This is a genomic window from Gemmobacter aquarius, assembly GCF_003060865.1.
GTDB classification, from domain to species: Bacteria; Pseudomonadota; Alphaproteobacteria; order Rhodobacterales; family Rhodobacteraceae; genus Paragemmobacter; species Paragemmobacter aquarius.
The window spans coordinates 3464107-3483163 of the sequence record NZ_CP028918.1; the positions used below are offsets into that span (position 1 = coordinate 3464107).

The 19057-nt window shown below is 62.1% G+C and carries 19 protein-coding genes; 6 read left to right on the plus strand and 13 right to left on the minus strand.

All coding sequences use genetic code 11. The annotated features are described in order from the left end of the window. Nucleotides 1–81: 81 nt before the first annotated feature. Together HYN69_RS16750 and HYN69_RS16755 are read right to left on the minus strand one after the other, a co-directional pair. Nucleotides 82–1332, minus strand: coding sequence for an ABC transporter substrate-binding protein (locus HYN69_RS16750; protein ID WP_108436747.1), 1251 nt, complete (start codon nucleotides 1330–1332; stop codon nucleotides 82–84). A 47-nt stretch (nucleotides 1333–1379) separates the two neighbouring features. Then, on the minus strand, nucleotides 1380–2273 hold the full coding sequence (locus HYN69_RS16755; RefSeq protein ID WP_108436748.1) for an N-acetylmuramic acid 6-phosphate etherase: 894 nt from the start codon (nucleotides 2271–2273) through the stop codon (nucleotides 1380–1382). Nucleotides 2274–2427: 154 nt separating this feature from the next. Here HYN69_RS16755 and HYN69_RS16760 point away from each other — a divergent pair, with 154 nt between their 5' ends. From HYN69_RS16760 to nagA, 4 genes are read left to right on the plus strand one after another with little or no spacing between them, the layout of a single operon-like run. Beyond that, nucleotides 2428–3252 (plus strand): BadF/BadG/BcrA/BcrD ATPase family protein, encoded by an 825-nt coding sequence (locus HYN69_RS16760; RefSeq protein ID WP_108436749.1) that lies wholly within the window; start codon nucleotides 2428–2430, stop codon nucleotides 3250–3252. Further along, complete coding sequence (locus HYN69_RS16765) at nucleotides 3252–4016, plus strand: GntR family transcriptional regulator (RefSeq protein ID WP_108436750.1); 765 nt, start codon at nucleotides 3252–3254, stop codon at nucleotides 4014–4016. The genes HYN69_RS16760 and HYN69_RS16765 overlap by 1 nt, the downstream gene beginning before the upstream one ends. Next, entirely contained in the window at nucleotides 4013–5035 is a 1023-nt protein-coding gene (locus tag HYN69_RS16770) for an SIS domain-containing protein (RefSeq protein WP_108436751.1), read from the plus strand. Before HYN69_RS16765 ends, HYN69_RS16770 begins: the two co-directional genes overlap by 4 nt. Then, nucleotides 5035–6144 (plus strand): N-acetylglucosamine-6-phosphate deacetylase, encoded by a 1110-nt coding sequence (gene nagA / locus HYN69_RS16775; protein ID WP_108436752.1) that lies wholly within the window; start codon nucleotides 5035–5037, stop codon nucleotides 6142–6144. The genes HYN69_RS16770 and nagA overlap by 1 nt, the downstream gene beginning before the upstream one ends. On the opposite strand, the gene HYN69_RS16780 is transcribed toward nagA, so the two are convergent. The 6 genes from HYN69_RS16780 to HYN69_RS21530 are packed head-to-tail and all read right to left on the minus strand — an operon-like array spanning nucleotide 6133 to nucleotide 11036. After that, complete coding sequence (locus tag HYN69_RS16780) at nucleotides 6133–6870, minus strand: SDR family NAD(P)-dependent oxidoreductase (protein WP_108436753.1); 738 nt, start codon at nucleotides 6868–6870, stop codon at nucleotides 6133–6135. The two genes, nagA and HYN69_RS16780, sit on opposite strands and share 12 nt — an antisense overlap. Then, nucleotides 6867–7427: a DUF3833 domain-containing protein gene (locus HYN69_RS16785; RefSeq protein ID WP_108436754.1), complete on the minus strand. Its 561-nt coding sequence runs from the start codon at nucleotides 7425–7427 to the stop codon at nucleotides 6867–6869. Before HYN69_RS16785 ends, HYN69_RS16780 begins: the two co-directional genes overlap by 4 nt. A gap of 3 nt (nucleotides 7428–7430) precedes the next feature. After that, nucleotides 7431–8657: an MFS transporter gene (locus tag HYN69_RS16790; RefSeq protein ID WP_108437282.1), complete on the minus strand. Its 1227-nt coding sequence runs from the start codon at nucleotides 8655–8657 to the stop codon at nucleotides 7431–7433. Between the two features lie 17 nt (nucleotides 8658–8674). Next, entirely contained in the window at nucleotides 8675–9418 is a 744-nt protein-coding gene (locus HYN69_RS16795) for a DUF1365 domain-containing protein (protein ID WP_108436755.1), read from the minus strand. After that, nucleotides 9415–10710: an NAD(P)/FAD-dependent oxidoreductase gene (locus tag HYN69_RS16800; RefSeq protein ID WP_108436756.1), complete on the minus strand. Its 1296-nt coding sequence runs from the start codon at nucleotides 10708–10710 to the stop codon at nucleotides 9415–9417. Before HYN69_RS16800 ends, HYN69_RS16795 begins: the two co-directional genes overlap by 4 nt. Further along, on the minus strand, nucleotides 10665–11036 hold the full coding sequence (locus tag HYN69_RS21530; RefSeq protein WP_230426577.1) for a hypothetical protein: 372 nt from the start codon (nucleotides 11034–11036) through the stop codon (nucleotides 10665–10667). Before HYN69_RS21530 ends, HYN69_RS16800 begins: the two co-directional genes overlap by 46 nt. Here HYN69_RS21530 and HYN69_RS16805 point away from each other — a divergent pair. Both HYN69_RS16805 and HYN69_RS16810 read left to right on the plus strand, forming a co-directional pair. Next, nucleotides 10977–11522: a sigma-70 family RNA polymerase sigma factor gene (locus HYN69_RS16805; protein ID WP_230426446.1), complete on the plus strand. Its 546-nt coding sequence runs from the start codon at nucleotides 10977–10979 to the stop codon at nucleotides 11520–11522. The genes HYN69_RS21530 and HYN69_RS16805 overlap by 60 nt on opposite strands. A gap of 14 nt (nucleotides 11523–11536) precedes the next feature. Further along, the gene (locus HYN69_RS16810) at nucleotides 11537–12181 is read left to right on the plus strand and encodes a ChrR family anti-sigma-E factor (protein ID WP_108436757.1); all 645 of its coding nucleotides are present in this window, start codon (nucleotides 11537–11539) and stop codon (nucleotides 12179–12181) included. A 27-nt stretch (nucleotides 12182–12208) separates the two neighbouring features. On the opposite strand, the gene HYN69_RS16815 is transcribed toward HYN69_RS16810, so the two are convergent. From HYN69_RS16815 to dnaK, 5 genes are all read right to left on the minus strand, one after another. Continuing rightward, nucleotides 12209–12718 (minus strand): HutD/Ves family protein, encoded by a 510-nt coding sequence (locus HYN69_RS16815; protein WP_108436758.1) that lies wholly within the window; start codon nucleotides 12716–12718, stop codon nucleotides 12209–12211. After that, nucleotides 12715–13872, minus strand: coding sequence for a DNA recombination protein RmuC (locus tag HYN69_RS16820; protein WP_108436759.1), 1158 nt, complete (start codon nucleotides 13870–13872; stop codon nucleotides 12715–12717). The genes HYN69_RS16815 and HYN69_RS16820 overlap by 4 nt, the downstream gene beginning before the upstream one ends. Then, nucleotides 13869–15698 carry a DNA mismatch repair endonuclease MutL gene (gene mutL / locus HYN69_RS16825; RefSeq protein WP_108436760.1) on the minus strand — a complete coding sequence of 610 codons (1830 nt, stop codon included), beginning with the start codon at nucleotides 15696–15698 and terminating at the stop codon, nucleotides 13869–13871. The genes HYN69_RS16820 and mutL overlap by 4 nt, the downstream gene beginning before the upstream one ends. 113 nt (nucleotides 15699–15811) lie before the next feature. After that, on the minus strand, nucleotides 15812–16966 hold the full coding sequence (gene dnaJ, locus HYN69_RS16830; RefSeq protein ID WP_108436761.1) for a molecular chaperone DnaJ: 1155 nt from the start codon (nucleotides 16964–16966) through the stop codon (nucleotides 15812–15814). A gap of 73 nt (nucleotides 16967–17039) precedes the next feature. After that, nucleotides 17040–18947: a molecular chaperone DnaK gene (gene dnaK / locus HYN69_RS16835; protein ID WP_108436762.1), complete on the minus strand. Its 1908-nt coding sequence runs from the start codon at nucleotides 18945–18947 to the stop codon at nucleotides 17040–17042. Between the last annotated feature and the right edge of the window lie 110 nt (nucleotides 18948–19057).

Sequence of the window (19057 nt, forward strand, 5' to 3'; positions counted from 1 at the left end):
CCGAACCCTCATTTTCTGTCTGGAATTATCCTGCGGGGGTCCGGGGGGCGGCATACGCCCCCGGCCTTGGTCTCTAAAGCCTCAATTGGCAGGCTTGTACCAGCTGTCCAGCCCCTCTTGCAGGCGCTTGCCAGCATCCGCAGCGGTTTCCGTGCCCTTGATCACGTTCGCTGACGCATTCCACGTCTCGTTTTCAAGGTTCGGCGTTCCGCGCGACAGGATCTGATAGGTGGAACGGATCGTCGATTTGCACTTGTCACGCCACGACACGAACTCCTGCGCCAATGGGTCCGTCATCTTTACTGGGGTCGAGTTCAGCGAGAAGAACCCCGGCAAGCTGTTAGCGTAAAGATCTGCGAACTCCGACGATCCGACCCACTCGAGGAAGGTCTTGGCCTCATCCGGATGCGCCGACTTGGCGTTCATGCCCATCGCGATATCGGTATGGTCGCTGATGTAGCACTCGTCACCCGCAGTCACGACCGGCGGCGGGAAAGCACCCATCTTGAATTGAGCCTGCGTGTTGAAACCTGCAATCTCCCACGAGCCGGCCGGATAGATCGCGGCACGGCCCAGCGTGAACAGGTTCTGGCTGTCCGGATAGGTCTGGGCCTCGAACCCGTCACCTAGATAATCCTTCCACCGCGCCAACTGCTCATACGGAGCAACCCAAGCCGGATCAGTCAGCTTTTGCTCACCCTTGATCAGCGCCAGACGCCCCTCTTCGCCCTTCCAGTAGTTCGGCCCGATGTTGTTGTAACCCATCGTTGCAGCTTCCCACTGGTCGTTGGTGCCCATCGCCATCGGGATGTAGGTGCCATCGGCCTTGATCTTATCGAGCGCAGCAAAGAATTCGTCCACGGTCGTCGGCACGGCAATGCCCAGCGCGTCGAAAGCGTCCTTATTGTAGATGAAGCCGTGGATCACCGATGCCATCGGCATGCAGAAAGTCGCCGCGCCATCATCCGTCTGCCATGCCGACTTGGCCACCGGCGAGAAGTTAGCCATCGCGCCCAGACCCGACAGGTCCGCCAGATTGCCTTGGTTGTAAAGCTCCAGTGACGCATCGAATGGGCGGCAGGTGATCAGATCGCCCGCCGAACCGGCTTGCAACTTCGAGTTCAGCGCCGCGTTGTATTCCGCCGGAGCGGTCGGCGCGAAGACAATCTTGATCCCCGGATGCGCGGCCTCGAAGGCCGGAATCAGCTTGTCCTGCCAGATGGTCAAATCGTCGTTTCGCCAGCTTTCGATGGTCAGCGTCACATCCTCGGCCTGCGCCGCTCCGGCCAGCAGGGTTGTCGTCAGCAGGACAAGGCGAAAACTTTTCTTCATTGGTCGTCTCCCGGTTGGTTATTCGTTTTCTTATCGTTTTTCAGTTCTTATCGTTTCAGTCTGGCCAGGGCGGGGCCAAGATGCCCGCCGCTTGCCGCTAAGGTCGCTGTCGCCGCCTCGGGCGTTTCCCCTGCGGCTATCAGCACGGCGGGTTTCACCGCCCCTCCCGTTCGGGCCAGCGCTGCGCGCGCCGCCTCGATCCCCTGCCCCGACAGGTCCGACACGATCCGCGCCGCGCGCCCCGTCAGCTTTGCATTGTCCGCTACCACATTGACCATATAGCCATCATGCACATGGCCAAGCCTTATTCCTACCAAAACCGACAGCATGTTCAGCGCCGCCTTCTGCGCCGTTGCTGCCCCCATGCGGGTCGAACCGTTCACCACTTCCGGCCCCGTCTCGATGCAGACCCGAATGTCCGAAACGGCCAGCAAGGGCGAGTCCGGCACATTGGCGAACCCCGCCACAACCACCCCCGCCTTGCGCGCCAGATCGGCGATCACCAGCGTGTAGGGCGTGGTCCCCGATGCCGACAGGCACAGCACCACATCCCCCGCATTGAAACCCGCAGCAACGAAATCCGCCTCCGCTAGCGCCGGATCATCCTCGACCCCGCCCGTCATGTGCAACAGCGCGGCCGTCCCGCCCGCAAACAGTATCGGAGTTTGCACGGGCGGAATTCCGAATGTCCCCGCGAGTTCGAGACAATCCGCCAGCGCCATAAGGCCCGACGAACCGGCCCCCGCGTAGCCCATCTTGCCGCCCCGCGCCAAAGCCGCTGCACCTGCCTCGGCAGCCTCGGCAATCGACCCGAAAGCCCCGCGCACCTGCGAAATCGCTGCAATCTGGGCATCAAGCAACTGCCCAAGCGCCATCGCAGCGGGCTGTGCATGCAGTCCGGCAGAATGGGGATGCCTCGCCTCGGTCGCGCGTTCGGCCATGTGATTCCTCCGCTTCCTTCGACAATGCCAAAATAATACCAATTGTAAAGCATCATGTTCTTTACCGCCCACAGCATGCAATTAAAGGCTCGCTTCGTTAAACTTCTTCCCATTTGGTATTGTTTTGGTATCTTTACTCTGTGGAGGATTCGGAATGGCGCTTTATCTGGGGATCGATGGGGGCGGCACGGGCTGCCGCGCCGCCGTGGCCGATGCGTCGGGCCGCATCCTCGGCCTCGGTCAAGCTGGCCCCGCCAACATCGCCTCCGACCCCGACAGTGCCGCAGCCAATATCCTGCAAGCCTTGGACATTGCCTTGAAGGCCGCCGGCGGTGGCACCATTCACGCCGCAGGCCTCGGCCTTGCGGGCGCTAACGCGGCAGGCGCACCCGACCGCCTTCGCGCTGCCCTTCCCTTCGAACACGTTGCCATCGTCACGGACGCCATTACCGCCATAAAGGGCGCGCTCGGTCCCGACGACGGTATCGTCGCCGCCCTCGGCACCGGTTCGGTATTTGCCTCGCAGATCGGTGGCACCATCCGGCAGATCGGCGGCCGCGGCCTTGTTCTGGGTGACGAAGCCAGCGGCGCATGGATCGGCCGCGCCCTGCTCGCGCAGACCCTCCGCGCCGTTGACGGCTTCACGCACTTCACGCCCCTTCTGCAAGGGGTCTTGCAAGAACACGGCTCGCCTGACGCCATCGTCGCCCGCTCTCTGACATCGCGCCCTGCCGATTTCGCAACGCTTGCCCCCCGTGTAGCAAAGTCATCCGACCCCGCCGCCGCCGCAATCATGGCGCAGGCGACGAAAGACACGGCCGAAGCCATCGCTCTCCTCCAGCCCTTCAACTCCCTTCCCGTCACCTTCCTCGGCGGCCTCGGTCCGGCCTTCGCGGCCCGCCTGCACCACCTCGCGCAGCGCCCCGCCAAAGGCACAGCTCTGGACGGCGCGCTTCTCCTCGCACGGCAGGCCGCGTGATGGACCAGATCTTCTCGCCCGAGGGTTTCGACCAGACTGGCGCGGGCCCGCTTTACCTACAACTACAGCGTCGCATCTCTGACGCCATCGCCACAGGCCGGCTGCAACCAGGCGATAGCCTTCCGCCCGAGCGCGACATGGCCGCCCTCACCGGCCTTTCGCGCGTGACCATCAGGAAAGCGGTCGAGGGCCTCGTCGCCTCGGGACATCTGATCCAGCGGCGTGGTTCGGGCACCTTCGTCGCACCAAAGGTCGAACGCCTCGAACAGGCGCTCAGCCTTCTCACCTCGTTCACCGAAGACATGGCACGCCGTGGCAAATCGGCGGAATCGACGTGGATTTCCCGCGCTGTCCACAGCCCTTCGCCCGAAGAGGTCATGGCGCTTGGTCTGGCGGCCAATGCCCGCGTCGCACGGCTGGAACGTGTTCGCCGGTCTGACGGCATACCCCTCGCTATCGAACGTGCTTCGATTTCATCGGCATTCTTGCCCGATCCGGAAACAGTCACCGGCTCGCTCTATGCGGTGCTGGAAGCAAACCAATGCCGTCCCGTCCGCGCCGTGCAGCGGATTTCCGCTGCCAACCTTGGCCCCCATGACGCGGGGCTTCTGAACGTAGCGGTCGGAGCGGCCGGCCTGCGTATCGAACGCATCGGCTATTTGCCCGATGGTCGCGTGGTCGAATACACCCGCTCGCTCTATCGTGGCGATGCCTATGATTTCGCCGTCGAACTGAAACTCGATCCCGAAAGGACGTCCCGATGACCAGCCATATGGCCCGCGAGGTCGCCGAGATTCCGGAAGTCGCAGCCCGATTCCTGTCGCAATCGCGCCCCGCGCTCGAAGCCGCAGCCCAAGCCATGCGCGCACTCGACCCCTCGCTTATTGTCACTGTGGCGCGCGGCTCGTCCGATCATGCCGCGACCTACCTGAAATACGCAGCCGAACTGGTGGCAGGCGTCCCCGTCGCGTCGGTCGGCCCCTCGGTTGCTTCCGTCTACCACCGCCCCCTGCGCCTTGGCCGGGCAGCCTGTATCGGCATTTCGCAATCGGGCCGCAGTCCTGACATTGTCGAAATGATGCGCGCCGCAGGCAGCGGCGGCGCTCTTTCCATCGCCATCACCAACTTCGCCGACAGTCCCATGGCAATCGCCTCGGCCCATTGCCTACCGCTTCTCGCCGGGGCAGAGCACTCGGTTGCGGCCACGAAAACCTTTGTCATCTCGGTTCTCGCCTCGCTCGCACTCGTCGCCGAATGGCGGGAAGACGCGCCCCTCCGTGCCGCTGTGAACGCACTGCCCGAAGCATTTGCAGCAGCCCTGAAACTCGATTGGTCCCCTCTTGCCGCCCGACTGACACGGGCACAATCAGCCTATGTTCTGGGCAGAGGCCCAGCCTTCGCCATCGCCTCCGAGTCAGCGCTGAAACTCAAGGAAACCTGCGGGCTGCACGCCGAGGCCTATTCCGCAGCCGAAGTCCTGCACGGCCCCTCTGCCATCGTCCAATCCGGTTTTCCGATCCTCGCCCTCGCCGTCGACGATGCTGCGCGGACCGGGGTCATCCAGACCGCCGAACTCCTTGCATCGCAGGGCGCTGATGTCTTCATAACCGGCGCAGAGGCCAAAGGCGCGACTGCGCTTCCTTCGGTTGCGAACCAGCATGGCATCACAGCCCCTCTTGTCCTTGCAGTCAGTTTCTACGCCTTTGTAGAAGCCCTTGCCCGCCGCCGCGGATTTGACCCCGACACTCCTCCCTATTTGCGCAAAGTGACCGAGACGATCTGATGGCAAGCTGCAGCTACATCGGGGCCGCCATTTTCGACGGGGAAACCCTGCATCAGGGCGCCGCGCTCAACGTTGCGGATGGTCGCGTGGCCAGCATCGGGCCGGCCGAGTATGACACGGTCGACCTGCCGCCCGGCACGCTTTCGCCTGGGTTTCTCGATTTGCAGGTGAATGGCTCTGGCGGCCTTGGCGTCGACGGCGGGACGACTGCCGAAACGCTCATGCGGATTTGCGCGACCCAGGCCAGCCTTGGGGCAACGGGATGCCTGCCGACCCTGATCACAGACACGCCCGAGGCAACCGCCACGGTCGTTGCCGCAGGCATCGCAGCTGCCCGACGGAACACACCAGGGTTCCTTGGGCTTCATCTCGAGGGCCCCCATCTCGACCCGCGCCGAAAGGGGGCACACGACCCGGCACTGATCCGGCAAATGACAGACAGCGATCTGCGATTGTTGGTTCATGCCGCCGGTAACCTGCCTTCGCTGATGGTGACGGTTGCACCCGAAGCCGTCACGACCGAGCAGATCGCAGCCCTTCGCAGTGCCGGAGCCACCGTCAGCCTTGGCCACTCCGACTGTTCGGCAGCCACCGCGCTGGCCACTGGTGCCACCTGCGCCACCCATCTTTTCAACGCGATGAGCCAACTCGGAAACCGCGAACCTGGTCTTGTCGGCGCGGTTCTTTCGTCAAACCTTTATGCAGGCCTGATCGCCGATGGAATCCACGTCGACCCGATTACGCTTCGCATCGCGCTGGCGGCAAAGCCTGACCGCATCTTCCTCGTATCGGATTGCATGGCCCTCGCCGGAACCGAACTTACCGAAATGGTCTTGGGGAACCGCCTCATCCTGCGGAAAGACGGCCGGCTGACGCTGGAAGATGGTACGCTTGCAGGCGCGGATCTGACCATTCCGCGCGCATTGCAGGTCCTCACCGGCATCGGAATATCGCCTGTACGCGCCCTTGCGATGGCGACGACAATCCCCGCCTCGGTGATTGGTCGCCGCGATCTCGGCAACCTTCATCCAGGTGCCAGCGCCGATATGGTCCATCTGTCGCCGGACTTTACGCTTAATAAAGTCTGGCGCGCCGGTTCAGAGCTTTGAAAAGATGCTGAAATAAAGCCAGTCCGGCATCAGCTGAGACAGCCGGAACACCCAAGCAAACGGTACCGGGAACGAACGCGAGAACCGCCCGCTCTGCATATGCTCGACCATTTCCACTGCAGCCGCTTCCGGTTCCATAATCTGCGGCATGTTAAAGCTGTTCTTGTCGGTCAGCCGGGTCCGGATAAAGCCCGGATTGGCAAGTTGCACTTCGACCCCTGTCCCCGCAAGATCGCAACGCAGGCTTTCGGCCAAAGACACCAGCCCAGCCTTTGAAGCGCCGTAGCCGATAGCTCTCGGCAGCCCGCGGAAGCCAGACAAAGACCCAGTCAGGACGATATGCCCGTGACCGCGCGCCAGCATCGCGGGCAATACGGCCCCGACGACCCGCGCCGCGCCTGTCAGGTTTACGTCGATCATTGTCTCGACGGCCTTGGTGTCCCATTCTTTTGCCGTCATCGGCCAATAGACCCCGGCAAGAAAAACTACCCCATCCACGGCGCCAACTGCTTCGGCAGCTGCCAGAACCGAAGCGCTGTCACCGACATCCATGGCAACCGCCCGCGCCTTGCCCGGCATCTTTGCTACTGCCTCGTCAAGCCGCTCGGTCGACCGAGCCGACAAGACCACCTCGCAGCCTGCGCGGTTCAACCGCTCGGCAAGCGCGAGCCCGAGCCCCTCGCTTGCTCCGACAAGCCAATACCGCTTGCCTGCCCAATCCTTCATGCCTTCACCGCAGCGGGCATAGGCCGCATGGTGGCGACCAGTTCTGCGACCTTGATGCCGAATTTGCGGAATTGGCTGCGGTTCATGATCGTACCGTTTTCCATCACATACATCCAATCGACCACGTCGAGCACATGTCCGCCTGCATCGGGATCCAGCTTAATGCGGTATTTCAACTGCACCGCAGCTCCTGCGGAAACGCCCGAGCCTGTGCCAATCACATCATCGGCTTCCGCTCTGATGCGCCCGTCATTGCCAACCGTCAGTCGCCATTCGCGGTCCTGTACGCGTCCCGAGTCGTAGCGGAATCGCTCTTTCAACACGCCACGGTTGCCGTCCCAGTGACCTTCCATCTCGGCGACGAACCTTGACGATACGCGTCCCGTCGGCCCGTAAATCACACCTTCGCACAAAATCGGGCCAGAGAGATGGGCACGCAGGTCGAAGCGCGGCGTCCCTGCGGATAGATCAGCCGGCTTTTGCGACCGGAATCCGATGTATTTCGGCAAGACCAGAACCGCCGCCACGACCACCAGCAGCAGAATAAAGAATTCCATCCGTCAAACCTCCGAAACTTGCGTGACAGCCAGCAATGCAATGGCCAGACACTTGAGCGCGCAGGGAACCAGCGCGTAACAGACCGTCAGCGCCCAAAGCGCGCTTTCCGTATTTCCAACCCCCGAAACGAAGCCCGCCGCGTCCAGCGCAGGCAGAAGCACCGCCGCAGCCAGCGCCAGCGACAATTTCGACACGAAGGACCACAAGCCGAACGCGGCACTTTCGCCCGCTCCCAACTCGCCCAACCGCCGTGCGAAAAGCGCAGGCAACAGCACCATATCCGCCCCGAGGGCAGCGCCCGAAGCGACACAGATCACCGCAAAGGCAACCGTATCCCCCGTCCCCAGCAACGCCGCCCAAAGAAAGGCCGCAATCGCAAGACCCATGCCCGCCAGCAGGAACCGCTTTGCCCCATAGCGTTGCGCCAGCCGCGTCCAGACCGGCGTGGAAACTGCCGCGGAAACGAAAAACAGCAAGAGCAACCCGCCCTCGCTCCCACCTGCGCCTAAGCGACTTTCCACGAAGAACAGGAACAAGGTCGATGTCACCGCCACCGGCGCCGCATTCACCAGCGCCAGCAACAGCAACCGCCGCGCCAGCGGATCGGCCAGCACGGGCCGGAACAGCGCGAACGGATTGCCTACCGCAGCCCCTGCCCCGCTCCACTCGGCCCGCATCGCCCAGACGGCAACCAGCGCCAGCAGAACGAAACCCAAGGCAAAGGCGGCAAAGGGCCGCTCCGTCACCGCGCCCAGCACGACCGGAGCGACCGCCGCCACGCAGACGCCCACCAGCGACCCCGCCTCGCGCCATCCGGCCAGCCGCACATGCCCGCCCTCCAGACGCATGGCCCGCCCGACCCCTTCGCCATAGAACACGATCGTCAGGAACGAGAACGCCGTGAACAGCACCGCGAGTGTCACCGCAAACCAAAGCATCGGTGCTACAGGCGGCGTCACCGCAAACAGTCCGACCATGGCCAGCGCCATCGCAGCCGCAGCCACCGCGACCCAGAAACCCCGCCTTGCCCGCCCCGCCTCGGCCATCCAGCCCAGCACGGGGTCTTGCACAACGTCGAACAGGCGCAATAGCGCCAGCGTCCCGCCGAGCGAAGCCAATGAAACCCCGTAAGCATCCACATAGAACTTGGGCGCATGGATATAGATCGGTAGCCCCGCCATCGCGATCAGCGCGGCAAACAGGCTCCACGGCCAAAGCCGCGCAGACACAGGCAGCGCCATCGCAGTCACTGGCTGACCTCGGTTTCCGGCGGGACGGGACGCCGCCGGAACGCCACCCCCTTCACCGCAAGCTTCAACGCCTGCCAATGGATCAACGCCAACACCCGCCGCGACCCGAACGGTCGCCGCAGCGCCGCCCACAGGATAGCCCCACTGGTCAGCGGCACCCGCGGCCCGATCAGGTTAGTGAACAGCCCGCCCGTCCCGTTGGAATAATCGATCCAGACCCCCACCCGATCTGCGCGGATATCGAAGCGGAACCGATACCCCCCCTCGACCGGCTGAAAGGGTGACACGTAAAAGATCTTCTCCGCCACAATCGTATCCTCGCGGCTTATCGCCAGCCCGTCCGAATTGCGGCACAGATAGGAATGACGCTCGCCATAGGTGTTCGTCACTTCGGCAATCACCGCCGCCAACGCCTCGCCCGCATAGCACAGCCAGAACGACACGGGGTTGAACACATGTCCCAGCACCCTCGGCTGCGCCATCAGCATTACGCGGTCGGCCTGCACCCCGTGCGCGCCCAAAACCTCGCGCACCCACGTCGCGCCACGCCCCGCACCCACAGGCCCGCCATGATCGACATCATGCACCGAAAACAGTCCGCGCCTGTTCCGCGCAAAGAAGCCGCGCCCGACATCCCGATCCGCATCGAGCAGCACATAATCGACCGAGTAGCGAAAGCTGTTCTCCACCGCCCCCTTGCGACCATGGAATGTCTCGCCCCGGATCAGATCGACCGTCATGCCGCCATCTGCCGTTCCCGCGCACCCGAGCGCATTGCCTCGACCACATCCAGCGCCGAGGCGAAACCATCTTCGTGGAACCCGTTCCGCATCCATGCGCCCGCGAACCACGTGTTCAGCGTGCCGTTCATCTTCCTGATGGTCTCCTGCGCCTCGATCGCGGCAAGGTCATAGACGGGATGATCGAAACTCACCACGTCATCAACCAGCTCGTCCCTGATCCCGCCGTTAGAATTCAGCGTCACGAAAATCGGGTCTTCCATCGGGATCGGCTGAAGCGAATTCATCCAATAGGTCAGATCGATCTTACCCGACGCGCCCGCAGCAGGCTCCACATAAACCCAACTCGACCAGCACTTCTTGTTTTTGGGCATGACCGACGGGTCACGGTGCAACACTGCCTCGTTCGCCTGATAGCGCACTGCCCCCAGCGCCTTGGCCTCTGCAGGGGTCGCATCGGCCAAAAGCCGCAGTGTCACGTCCGAATGGGTCGCAAAGATCACATCGTCAAACAGTTCCCATTCACCGCCCTGCGCCCGCACGAGCACCGTCCCCGCCTCGCGCTTTACGGCCGCAATTGGCGCGCCCAGCCGAATATCAACGCCGCGCGACACAAGCGAAGCCTGCAATCGCCGCACATATTCTATGGATCCGCCCTTCACCGTATACCACTGGTGCTGCCCTTCGAAGTCCAAGAGGTGATGGTTCTGAAAGAACCGCACCAAGGCTTCCGCCGGGAAATCAAGTATCCCCCGCGTGGGCGTCGACCAGATCGCCCCCGAAAACGGCGTGATGTAATAATCGCGGAACCACGCCCCGGTCCCCAGCGCCCTCAACAATTCGCCTATCGTCATGCCCGCAGTCGCAATCGCCAGCGCCCGCTTGTTGAACCGCATAATGTCACGGATCATCCCCAGAAACCGGGGGCTTAGCGCATTCTTCCGCTGCGCGAACAGCGCATCTAGCGAGGCCAGCCCGTATTCCACGCGCCCACCATGCACCGAAGCGCCAAAGCTCATACTGCTTTCAACATAAGGCACGTCCAACTTGTCGAACATGCCCAGCAGGTTCGGGTAATTCACCTTGTTGAACACGATGAAACCGGTATCGACAGGTTGGTCGCCGTTCTTGCCGCCCATCTTGGTGCGCGCGTGGCCCCCCAACCGCCCTTCGGCCTCGAACAAAACCACACTGTCGCTATCTGCCAACAGATGCGCGGCGGCCATGCCGGAAATCCCTCCCCCGATCACAGCGACACGACGGGGAACGGCACCAAGGGTTTCAAACGGCATGAAAAACGATTCTCCAGATTGGTCTTACAGGCTTTTACGCAGCCGCGATGATGTTGGATCAAAGTGTAATATTTTTTGGACATGTGATACTTGACATGGCCCTGCACCGCATCATTTCGCCCTTTTGTGATCCAAAGAACAGCATGCGGCGTAAAACCTCCATGATGTTCGATGCGTGTCAGGCCGAAAAATCGGGTGCGCCTTTGCTCGCGCAGCAATATGCTGCGTCCGAACAAACGGTTAGTTGCCGAAGGGATGGGTCTGCCGTGCAGGCGGATAACGGGAATACGGATTGGGCGGCCCTGGTTCTTCGGGTGCGCGACCATCAGGACAAGGCGGCTTTTGCCGCCCTGTTCAGGCAGTTTGCCCCACGGGTAAAGGCCTTCCTGATGAAGTCGGGCGCCGATGCGGCCTTGGCCGAGGAGTGCGCGCAGGATGTCATGGCGACGCTATGGCAAAAGGCCCATCTCTTCGATCCGGCGCGGGCTTCGGTGGCGACATGGGTCTTTACCATCGCCCGCAACAGAAGAATCGACGCCCTGCGCAAAGCGCGCAGGCCTGAACCGGAAGACCTGCCTTGGGGACCCGAACCTGAACCTGATCAGGCCGAAGTCTACGAGGCGCAACAAGACACCGACAGGTTGGGTGCCGCTTTGGCCCAACTTCCGGCAAAACAGCGCGCTTTGATCGAGCGGGCCTATTACGGTGACCTTTCGCACAGCGAAATTGCCACCGAAACGGGCCTCCCCCTTGGAACGATCAAATCGCGCATCAGATTGGCGTTGGAAAAGCTACGCCAGCAGATGAGTTGAAGGCAGAGACGGCAATGAGCATACGGCACCATCTTTCTGACCAGCTTCTGATGGCCTATTCGGGCGGTGACCTGCCCGAGGCTTTCAATCTCGTGGTCGCAACCCATGTCTCGCTGTGCGACGAATGCCGCTCGCGGCTTGGCGCGTTCGATGCGGTCGGTGGCGCGGTTCTGACCGACACCGACTCGGTCGAAATGTCCGAAGACAGCCTTGCTGCCTGCCTCGACCGCATCGATATGCTGCCGCAAGCCACCACGCGACAGCCGCTGAAGCGGGCGGGCTGCTTCCCTGCACCCTTGGCCGATTACATTGGCGGCGGGCCGGATGCGGTGAAGTGGCGTCCCCTTGGTATGGGCGTAAAGCAGGCGATGCTTCGGACCGGTCGTGACGCTTCGGCGCGTCTGCTCTATATCCCGGCCGGTCAAGCCGTGCCCGACCATGGCCACCGCGGCCTCGAACTTACGCTGGTGTTGCAGGGCGCATTCCGTGATGACAGTGACCGTTTCGGTCCCGGCGACATCGAGATTGCCGATGAGGCTGTCGAACATACACCAGTAGCCGAAACCGGCCCCGCCTGCATTTGCCTTGCCGCCACCGACGCGCCATTGCGCTTCAACGCTCTGATTCCGCGGCTTGCGCAACCTTTCCTGCGGATTTGACTTAGCCCGAGACCGGAATGTATCGGATCAAACGAACAACCGGACCGCAAGCACGCGACCAATAACCTGTGCTGCACCTTCCACCAGTGCCAAGCCATATGGTTCGACCGCAGCGTCGTTTACTACCGCCTTATCCAGAGCAAACATTGCCAAAAGCCCACCGGCCGCCAGTTGCCCGCTGGACACGGCCACTTCCGGCAAGGGCAACGCGCGGTCTGTCATTACGTTGAAGTCGGTCGAAACACCCCCATAAATCACCGCCGAGACCGGAATGTCGCCGGCAAACGCGACTGGCCGAAGCGGCTGGCAGTCTAAATCGATCGCCTCACCAAGCAGCCGGAAGCCCGCACCATCCAGAACGGTCAGATTGCGCTCGATGTCCGGAAAGATCGAAAACGGTCCATCCTCGGCCACGACTGCCATCGACAGACGCCACAGCAATCGACCGTGACGCATTGCCTTTGCCAGTTCGACTGTCACACCCTTACCGTTGGCCCAAGGCATTTCCCGATAATCCGAGCAGCCCAAAATCCTCATTCTGCGGCCCTCGGGGGGATCAACGGCACAGAGTCGCCGCCCAATTCCTCGAAATCGAAATTGTCCAGCCGACGCGCCCGTTTGGTCGCCTTTTCGGTGGAAATCTTGATCTCCTCGATATCCTTCGCCGCTTGCCCGAAATGACGGTCGAGGTTCTCGACCCGCGTCCCCAGCCGCTCCACATCGCCGTAAAGCGCTGCCAGTTCCTTGCGGATCGCTCCTGCCTGTTCGCGCATCCGGGCGTCTTTCAGCACCGCCCGCATCGTGTTCAGCGTGGCCATGCAGGTGGTGGGCGACACGATCCAGACCTTTACGGCAAAGCCTTCGCGCACCACATCTGGAAAATTCGCGTGCAGCTCGGCATAGACAGCTTCCGAGGGCAGGAACATCAACGCCCCGTCCGCCGTCTCTCCCTCGATGATATACCGCTCGGCGATCGCCTTTATATGAACGCGCACAGCCCCGCGAAACGCCCGCTCGGCCTCGGCCTTTGCCTGCGCGGTTTGCGCCCGACGCAGCATCTCATAGGCTTCCAAAGGAAATTTTGCGTCGATGGCAATCGGCCCCGGAGGCTTTGGCAAGTGGACCAGACAATCGGCACGTCTCCCGTTCGACAGTGTTGCCTGCATTGTATAGGCATCCGACGGCAAAGCCTTCAGGACGATGTCATTCAACTGTATTTCACCGAACGCGCCACGCGTCTGCTTGTTGGATAGGATGTCCTGCAAAGACAGAACATTACCCGACAGCTTTTCGATATTCGCCTGTGCCTTGTCGATGGTCTCTAGCCGCTGCTGCAATTCGCCCAACGACCTTGCCGTGCGTGTGCTGCTCCCTTGCAGGTTTTCCACCATGTTGCGCTGCACTTCGGCCAACCGCTGCTCCATCACGCGCAGCATCGCGGATTGGCTGACCGCCTGCGCTTCGGACACATGGTGCAGACCACCCGCCAAACGTTCTTGCCCGTCAGACAGGCTTTGCACGCGATCCGCCAACCACGTCACCTCGCGCAGCACAGGCCCGGCCATGGTCGCCGACCGGCCCGCAGCGCGCAAGATAAGCACCAGCATCACCAAGAGTACCAGAAGGATTCCGGCAGGCACCAGCACCAGCGGGTCGCTCCACGCGTAGTCGATGCCCGCAACCGTGATCATCTGCGTCCGAACAGCCGTTCGATATCAGACAGTTGCAGTTCCACATAGGTGGGCCGCCCGTGGTTGCACTGGCCGGAATGCGGCGTCGCCTCCATCTCGCGCAGCAGGGCATTCATCTCTTCGGCCCGCATCTGCCGCCCAGACCGCACCGACCCATGACAGGCCATCCGGCTGAGCACCGCCTCTATCTTGGCCTGCACCAATTGGCTATCACCAAGGTCCGCCAACTCGTCCAGCACATCGCGCACCAGCGCCGCAGCCGAGACAATACCCAAAATCGAGGGCACTTCGCGCACTGCAACAGCCGACCCTCCAAATGCCTCGATCATCAGGCCAAAGCGCCGCAACTCGCCCGCGAACTCCAACAGACGCGCCGCATCTCCCGCCGACAATTCCACGATCTCGGGTATCAGCAGCGCCTGCGCCGTAACACCCGCCTCGGCCATCTGCCGCTTCAGCCGCTCATAGACCAACCGCTCGTGCGCGGCATGCTGGTCTACGATTACCATACCCCGCTCGGTCTGCGCGATGATGTAGTTTTCGTGCAGCTGCGCCCGCGCTGCCCCCAAAGGCCGCGCCATCAGGTCGGGCGCCGCTTCCACCGCGGCCTCGACCCGCGCCGAAGGTGCCTCGGCAAAGCCTTGCATGACGGGCGCCTGAAATGCAGAACTCCGCGAGAGCGCTGCACCGGAAGGTCGGTCCATCTGGTAAACCCGCGCCTCGCCCTGCGGCACCGAAAACGCCGCCAGAGTAGCATCCGCCACTGTAGAGCTCGCTCGATGCCCGGCGCCTGTAAGCACCGTTCGCAGCCCGGAAATCAGCAAGGACCGCACCGCGTCGGGCTCGCGGAACCGCACCTCGGCCTTGGCCGGATGCACGTTCACATCCACCCGTTCCGGATCGCACACCACATTCAACACCGCCGCAGGATGCCTGTCACGACTCAGGAAATCGAAATACGCCACCCGCAGCGCACCCAGCAGCATCCGGTCCAGCACCGGCCGCCCGTTCACGAAAACGAACTGTTGCACCGAAGACCCGCGCGAATAGGTTGGCAAGGCGGCATAGCCCGAAAGAGCCAAGCCCTCGCGCTCCACCTCTACCCGCAAAGCATTGTCGATGAACTCCGCCCCGAGTACACCCCCGACACGCGCGCGCAGTGCCTCGAAGAAATCTCCGTTCCCCGGGTCGGCGCGGAACATGACCCGCCCCTCGCCGCCTCCGGTCATGTCGCGCAGCGTAAAACCGACGGTGGGTTCAGCCAGCGCCAACCGCCGCACCACCTCAAGGATCGCGGTCGCCTCGGCCCGATCCGACCGAAGGAATTTCAGGCGGGCGGGGGTCGCATAGAACAGGTCGCGCAATTCGACCACGGTTCCCTTCGACAATGCCGCAGGCCGCACCGGCCCCATACGGCCACCTGCAACGGTGATCGTAGCGGCCTCGCCTCCGGCCACGCGCGATGTGATCGTCAGACGCCCGACCGATCCGAGCGAAGGCAGGGCCTCTCCGCGGAAGCCGAAGGAATGGATGTTCAACAGGTCGCTTCCGTCGATCTTTGACGTGGCGTGACGCGACAAGGCCAGCGGCAGATCTTCGCCCGACATGCCACAACCATCGTCGGTCACGCGGATCAGGGCCTTGCCCCCATCCGCGTAATCGACCGCGATACGGCTTGCCCCGGCATCGATCGCGTTCTCGACCAATTCCTTGACCGCAGAAGCCGGACGCTCGACCACTTCGCCAGCCGCAATCCGGTTTATGGCCGCTTCATCAAGCTGCCGGATCACCGGTCGTTCTAAGATTTGGGGCGCTGCGCTGTCCATGCACCTATATGTAGCAGGCTGAACCTGTCGGGGCTATAGATTCGCGCATGGATGATCTAAGTCTTGAACCAAAGCTCAAAGCTTGGCCCGCCGGTTGACGGGCCAAGACAAGCTCAGCTTTTCATGCCGTCCCAGAAGCCTTTGACCTTGGAAAAGAACGAAGATCCCTCGGGGTTGTTCTCTTCCGACAGCTTCTCGAATTCCGTCAGCAACTCGCGCTGACGTGCCGTCAGGTTCACGGGTGTTTCAACGGCAAGCTCAAGCACCATGTCGCCTGTTCCCCCGCCGCGCAACGCAGGCATTCCTTTAGAACGGAGCCGCATCTGCTTACCCGTCTGACTGCCCGCCGGAACCTTGACGCGCGACTTGCCGCCATCGATCGTCGGCACCTCGACCTCGCCACCCAAGGCGGCTGTAGTGATGCTGACCGGAATGCGACAGAACAGGTGAACTCCGTCACGCTGGAAGATGGCGTGCTCCTTGACCTCGATGAAGATATACAGGTCGCCCGCAGGCCCGCCCCGCAGACCGGCCTCGCCTTCGCCAGCCAGACGGATGCGCGTTCCGGTTTCGACGCCGGCGGGGATGTTTACCGACAGGCTGCGTTCTTTTTCGATCCGACCCGCACCGCCGCAAGAGCGGCAGGGGTTCTTGATGATCTGGCCCATGCCCGAGCATGTAGGGCAGGTGCGTTCCACCGTGAAGAAGCCCTGCTGCGCGCGGACCTTGCCCATACCCGAACAGGTCGGGCAAGTGACGGGCTCGGCGCCACCCTCGGCCCCCGTGCCGCGACAGGTGTCGCAGGTAATGGATGTCGGGACGTTGATGGTTTTCTGAACGCCCTTGAACGCCTCTTCAAGGCTGACGCGCAGGTTGTAGCGCAGGTCTGACCCGCGTTGCGCACGAGAACGGCTTCCGCCGCCTCCGCCACGGCCGCCCATGAAATCGCCGAACAGATCTTCGAACACGTCCGAGAATGCACTGGCGAAATCGCCGTTGTTCGCGCCGCCCGGATAGCCGCGACCGCTGCCGCCCATGCCCCCCTCGAACGCCGCATGGCCGTAGCGGTCATAGGCCGCCTTCTTGTCGGCGTCCTTGAGCACCTCGTAGGCTTCGTTGACTTCCTTGAACTGCGCCTCGGCGTTCGGGTTGTCGGAATTGCGGTCGGGGTGCAACTCTTTCGCCTTGGTGCGATAGGCCTTCTTCAGCTCTTCCGCCGAGGCTCCGCGCGCTGCGCCGAGGATGTCGTAGTAATCACGTTTTGCCACTGCAAAACCCCCATACAGAACCGGGTGGGGGCGGTTCGTTGCCGAACCGCCCCCTTTCCCGTTTCACGCGCGGTTACTTGCGCTTGTTTTCGCCAAGGTCTTCGAAATCGGCGTCGACGATGTCGTCATCGACATCACGCGGCGCGTCGGGGTCTTTACCTTCGCTTTCGGTCTGGCTGGCCTTGTAAATAGCTTCACCCAACCGCATCGCAGCCTCGGTCAGGTTCTGGATGCCGCCTTTGATCTTGCCAGCATCCTCGGTCTTGAGGGTCTCTTCCAGCGCGCCCATGGCAAGCTCGATGACTTCGACGGTCGAAGGATCAACCTTGTCGCCGTGTTCGGCCAAGGACTTCTTGGTCGAGTGCACAAGGCTTTCGCCTTGGTTCTTGGCTTCGACCAATTCGCGGCGTTCGCGGTCGGCTTCGGCATTGGCCTCGGCGTCGCGCACCATCTTTTCGATATCCTCGTCGGACAGGCCACCCGAGGCCTGAATGGTGATCGCCTGTTCCTTGTTCGTGCCCTTGTCCTTGGCCTTGACCGACACGATACCGTTGGCGTCGATGTCGAAGGTGACTTCGATCTGGGGCATTCCGCGCGGAGCGGGCGGAATTTGTTCGAGGTTGAACTGGCCGAGCATCTTGTTGTCAGCCGCCATTTCACGCTCGCCCTGGAAGACGCGGATGGTCACGGCGTTCTGGTTGTCTTCGGCGGTCGAGAAAACCTGGCTCTTTTTCGTCGGGATCGTGGTATTACGATCGATCAGGCGGGTGAACACGCCGCCCAGCGTTTCAATGCCCAGCGAAAGCGGGGTCACATCGAGCAGGACCACATCCTTGACGTCACCTTGCAGTACGCCCGCCTGAATGGCGGCACCGGCTGCCACGACTTCATCAGGGTTCACACCCTTGTGGGGTTCCTTGCCGAAGAACTTTGTCACTTCCTCGATCACGCGTGGCATGCGGGTCATACCGCCTACGAGCACGACTTCGTCGATGTCGGCCATGGTCAGGCCCGCGTCTTTCAGCGCGGCCTGGCAGGGCTTCATCGACTTTTTGATCAGGTCGTCGACGAGGGATTCCAGCTTGGCACGGGTCAGTTTCACCACGAGGTGGAGCGGCTGTCCGGTGTTCTTGTCCATCGAGATGAACGGCTGGTTGATTTCGGTCTGCGAAGCCGAGGACAGCTCGATTTTGGCCTTTTCAGCCGCTTCTTTCAGGCGCTGGAGCGCCATCTTGTCAAGCGTCAGATCAACTCCGTGCTCTTTCTTGAATTCGTCGGCAAGGTAGCTGACGATCCGCATATCGAAGTCTTCGCCACCAAGGAAAGTGTCGCCGTTTGTCGATTTCACTTCGAACAGACCATCGTCGATTTCGAGGATGGTGATGTCGAAGGTGCCGCCGCCAAGGTCATAGACCGCGATGGTGCGTGCTTCTTTCTTGTCGAGGCCATAGGCGAGCGCCGCTGCCGTCGGCTCGTTGATGATCCGCAGCACTTCCAGACCGGCAATCTTGCCCGCGTCCTTGGTCGCCTGACGCTGGGCGTCGTTGAAATAGGCCGGGACAGTGATGACGGCCTGGGTAACCGACTCGCCCAGATAGGACTCGGCGGTTTCTTTCATCTTTTGCAGGATGAAAGCGGAGACCTGCGAAGGCGAATACTTTTCGCCGCGCACTTCGACCCAAGCGTCGCCATTGCCACCGTTGACGATCTTATACGGCATGTTCTTCTGGTCTTTGAGGATGACCGGATCGTCGAAACGACGCCCGATCAGGCGCTTGACCGCAAAGATGGTGTTGGATGCGTTGGTCACTGCCTGCCGCTTGGCGGGCTGGCCGACCAGACGTTCGCCTTCGGTGAAGGCTACGATCGACGGGGTCGTGCGCGCCCCTTCCGAGTTTTCGATGATGCGGGGCTGCGAGCCGTCCATGATGGCGATGCAGCTGTTGGTGGTCCCGAGGTCAATACCGATGACTTTGGCCATGTGTTCTACCCTTCTTTCGGCGATGTTGTGGGGCTGGACCCTACAGGAAGGCGTCCGGCCCCGATCCCAAGTCTATCCGGCAAGAGCGGCCCGCCCTTTCCGGCTTCGAT

Bases quoted from the DNA above. Each gene is read 5' to 3' on its own strand.
- HYN69_RS16750 (WP_108436747.1), bottom strand. From the start codon at position 1,332: ATGAAGAAAAGTTTTCGCCTTGTCCTGCTGACGACAACCCTGCTGGCC.
- HYN69_RS16755 (WP_108436748.1), bottom strand. From the start codon at position 2,273: ATGGCCGAACGCGCGACCGAGGCGAGGCATCCCCATTCTGCCGGACTG.
- HYN69_RS16760 (WP_108436749.1), top strand. From the start codon at position 2,428: ATGGCGCTTTATCTGGGGATCGATGGGGGCGGCACGGGCTGCCGCGCC.
- HYN69_RS16765 (WP_108436750.1), top strand. From the start codon at position 3,252: ATGGACCAGATCTTCTCGCCCGAGGGTTTCGACCAGACTGGCGCGGGC.
- HYN69_RS16770 (WP_108436751.1), top strand. From the start codon at position 4,013: ATGACCAGCCATATGGCCCGCGAGGTCGCCGAGATTCCGGAAGTCGCA.
- nagA (WP_108436752.1), top strand. From the start codon at position 5,035: ATGGCAAGCTGCAGCTACATCGGGGCCGCCATTTTCGACGGGGAAACC.
- HYN69_RS16780 (WP_108436753.1), bottom strand. From the start codon at position 6,870: ATGAAGGATTGGGCAGGCAAGCGGTATTGGCTTGTCGGAGCAAGCGAG.
- HYN69_RS16785 (WP_108436754.1), bottom strand. From the start codon at position 7,427: ATGGAATTCTTTATTCTGCTGCTGGTGGTCGTGGCGGCGGTTCTGGTC.
- HYN69_RS16795 (WP_108436755.1), bottom strand. From the start codon at position 9,418: ATGACGGTCGATCTGATCCGGGGCGAGACATTCCATGGTCGCAAGGGG.
- HYN69_RS16800 (WP_108436756.1), bottom strand. From the start codon at position 10,710: ATGCCGTTTGAAACCCTTGGTGCCGTTCCCCGTCGTGTCGCTGTGATC.
- HYN69_RS21530 (WP_230426577.1), bottom strand. From the start codon at position 11,036: ATGGTCGCGCACCCGAAGAACCAGGGCCGCCCAATCCGTATTCCCGTT.
- HYN69_RS16810 (WP_108436757.1), top strand. From the start codon at position 11,537: ATGAGCATACGGCACCATCTTTCTGACCAGCTTCTGATGGCCTATTCG.
- HYN69_RS16815 (WP_108436758.1), bottom strand. From the start codon at position 12,718: ATGAGGATTTTGGGCTGCTCGGATTATCGGGAAATGCCTTGGGCCAAC.
- HYN69_RS16820 (WP_108436759.1), bottom strand. From the start codon at position 13,872: ATGATCACGGTTGCGGGCATCGACTACGCGTGGAGCGACCCGCTGGTG.
- mutL (WP_108436760.1), bottom strand. From the start codon at position 15,698: ATGGACAGCGCAGCGCCCCAAATCTTAGAACGACCGGTGATCCGGCAG.
- dnaK (WP_108436762.1), bottom strand. From the start codon at position 18,947: ATGGCCAAAGTCATCGGTATTGACCTCGGGACCACCAACAGCTGCATC.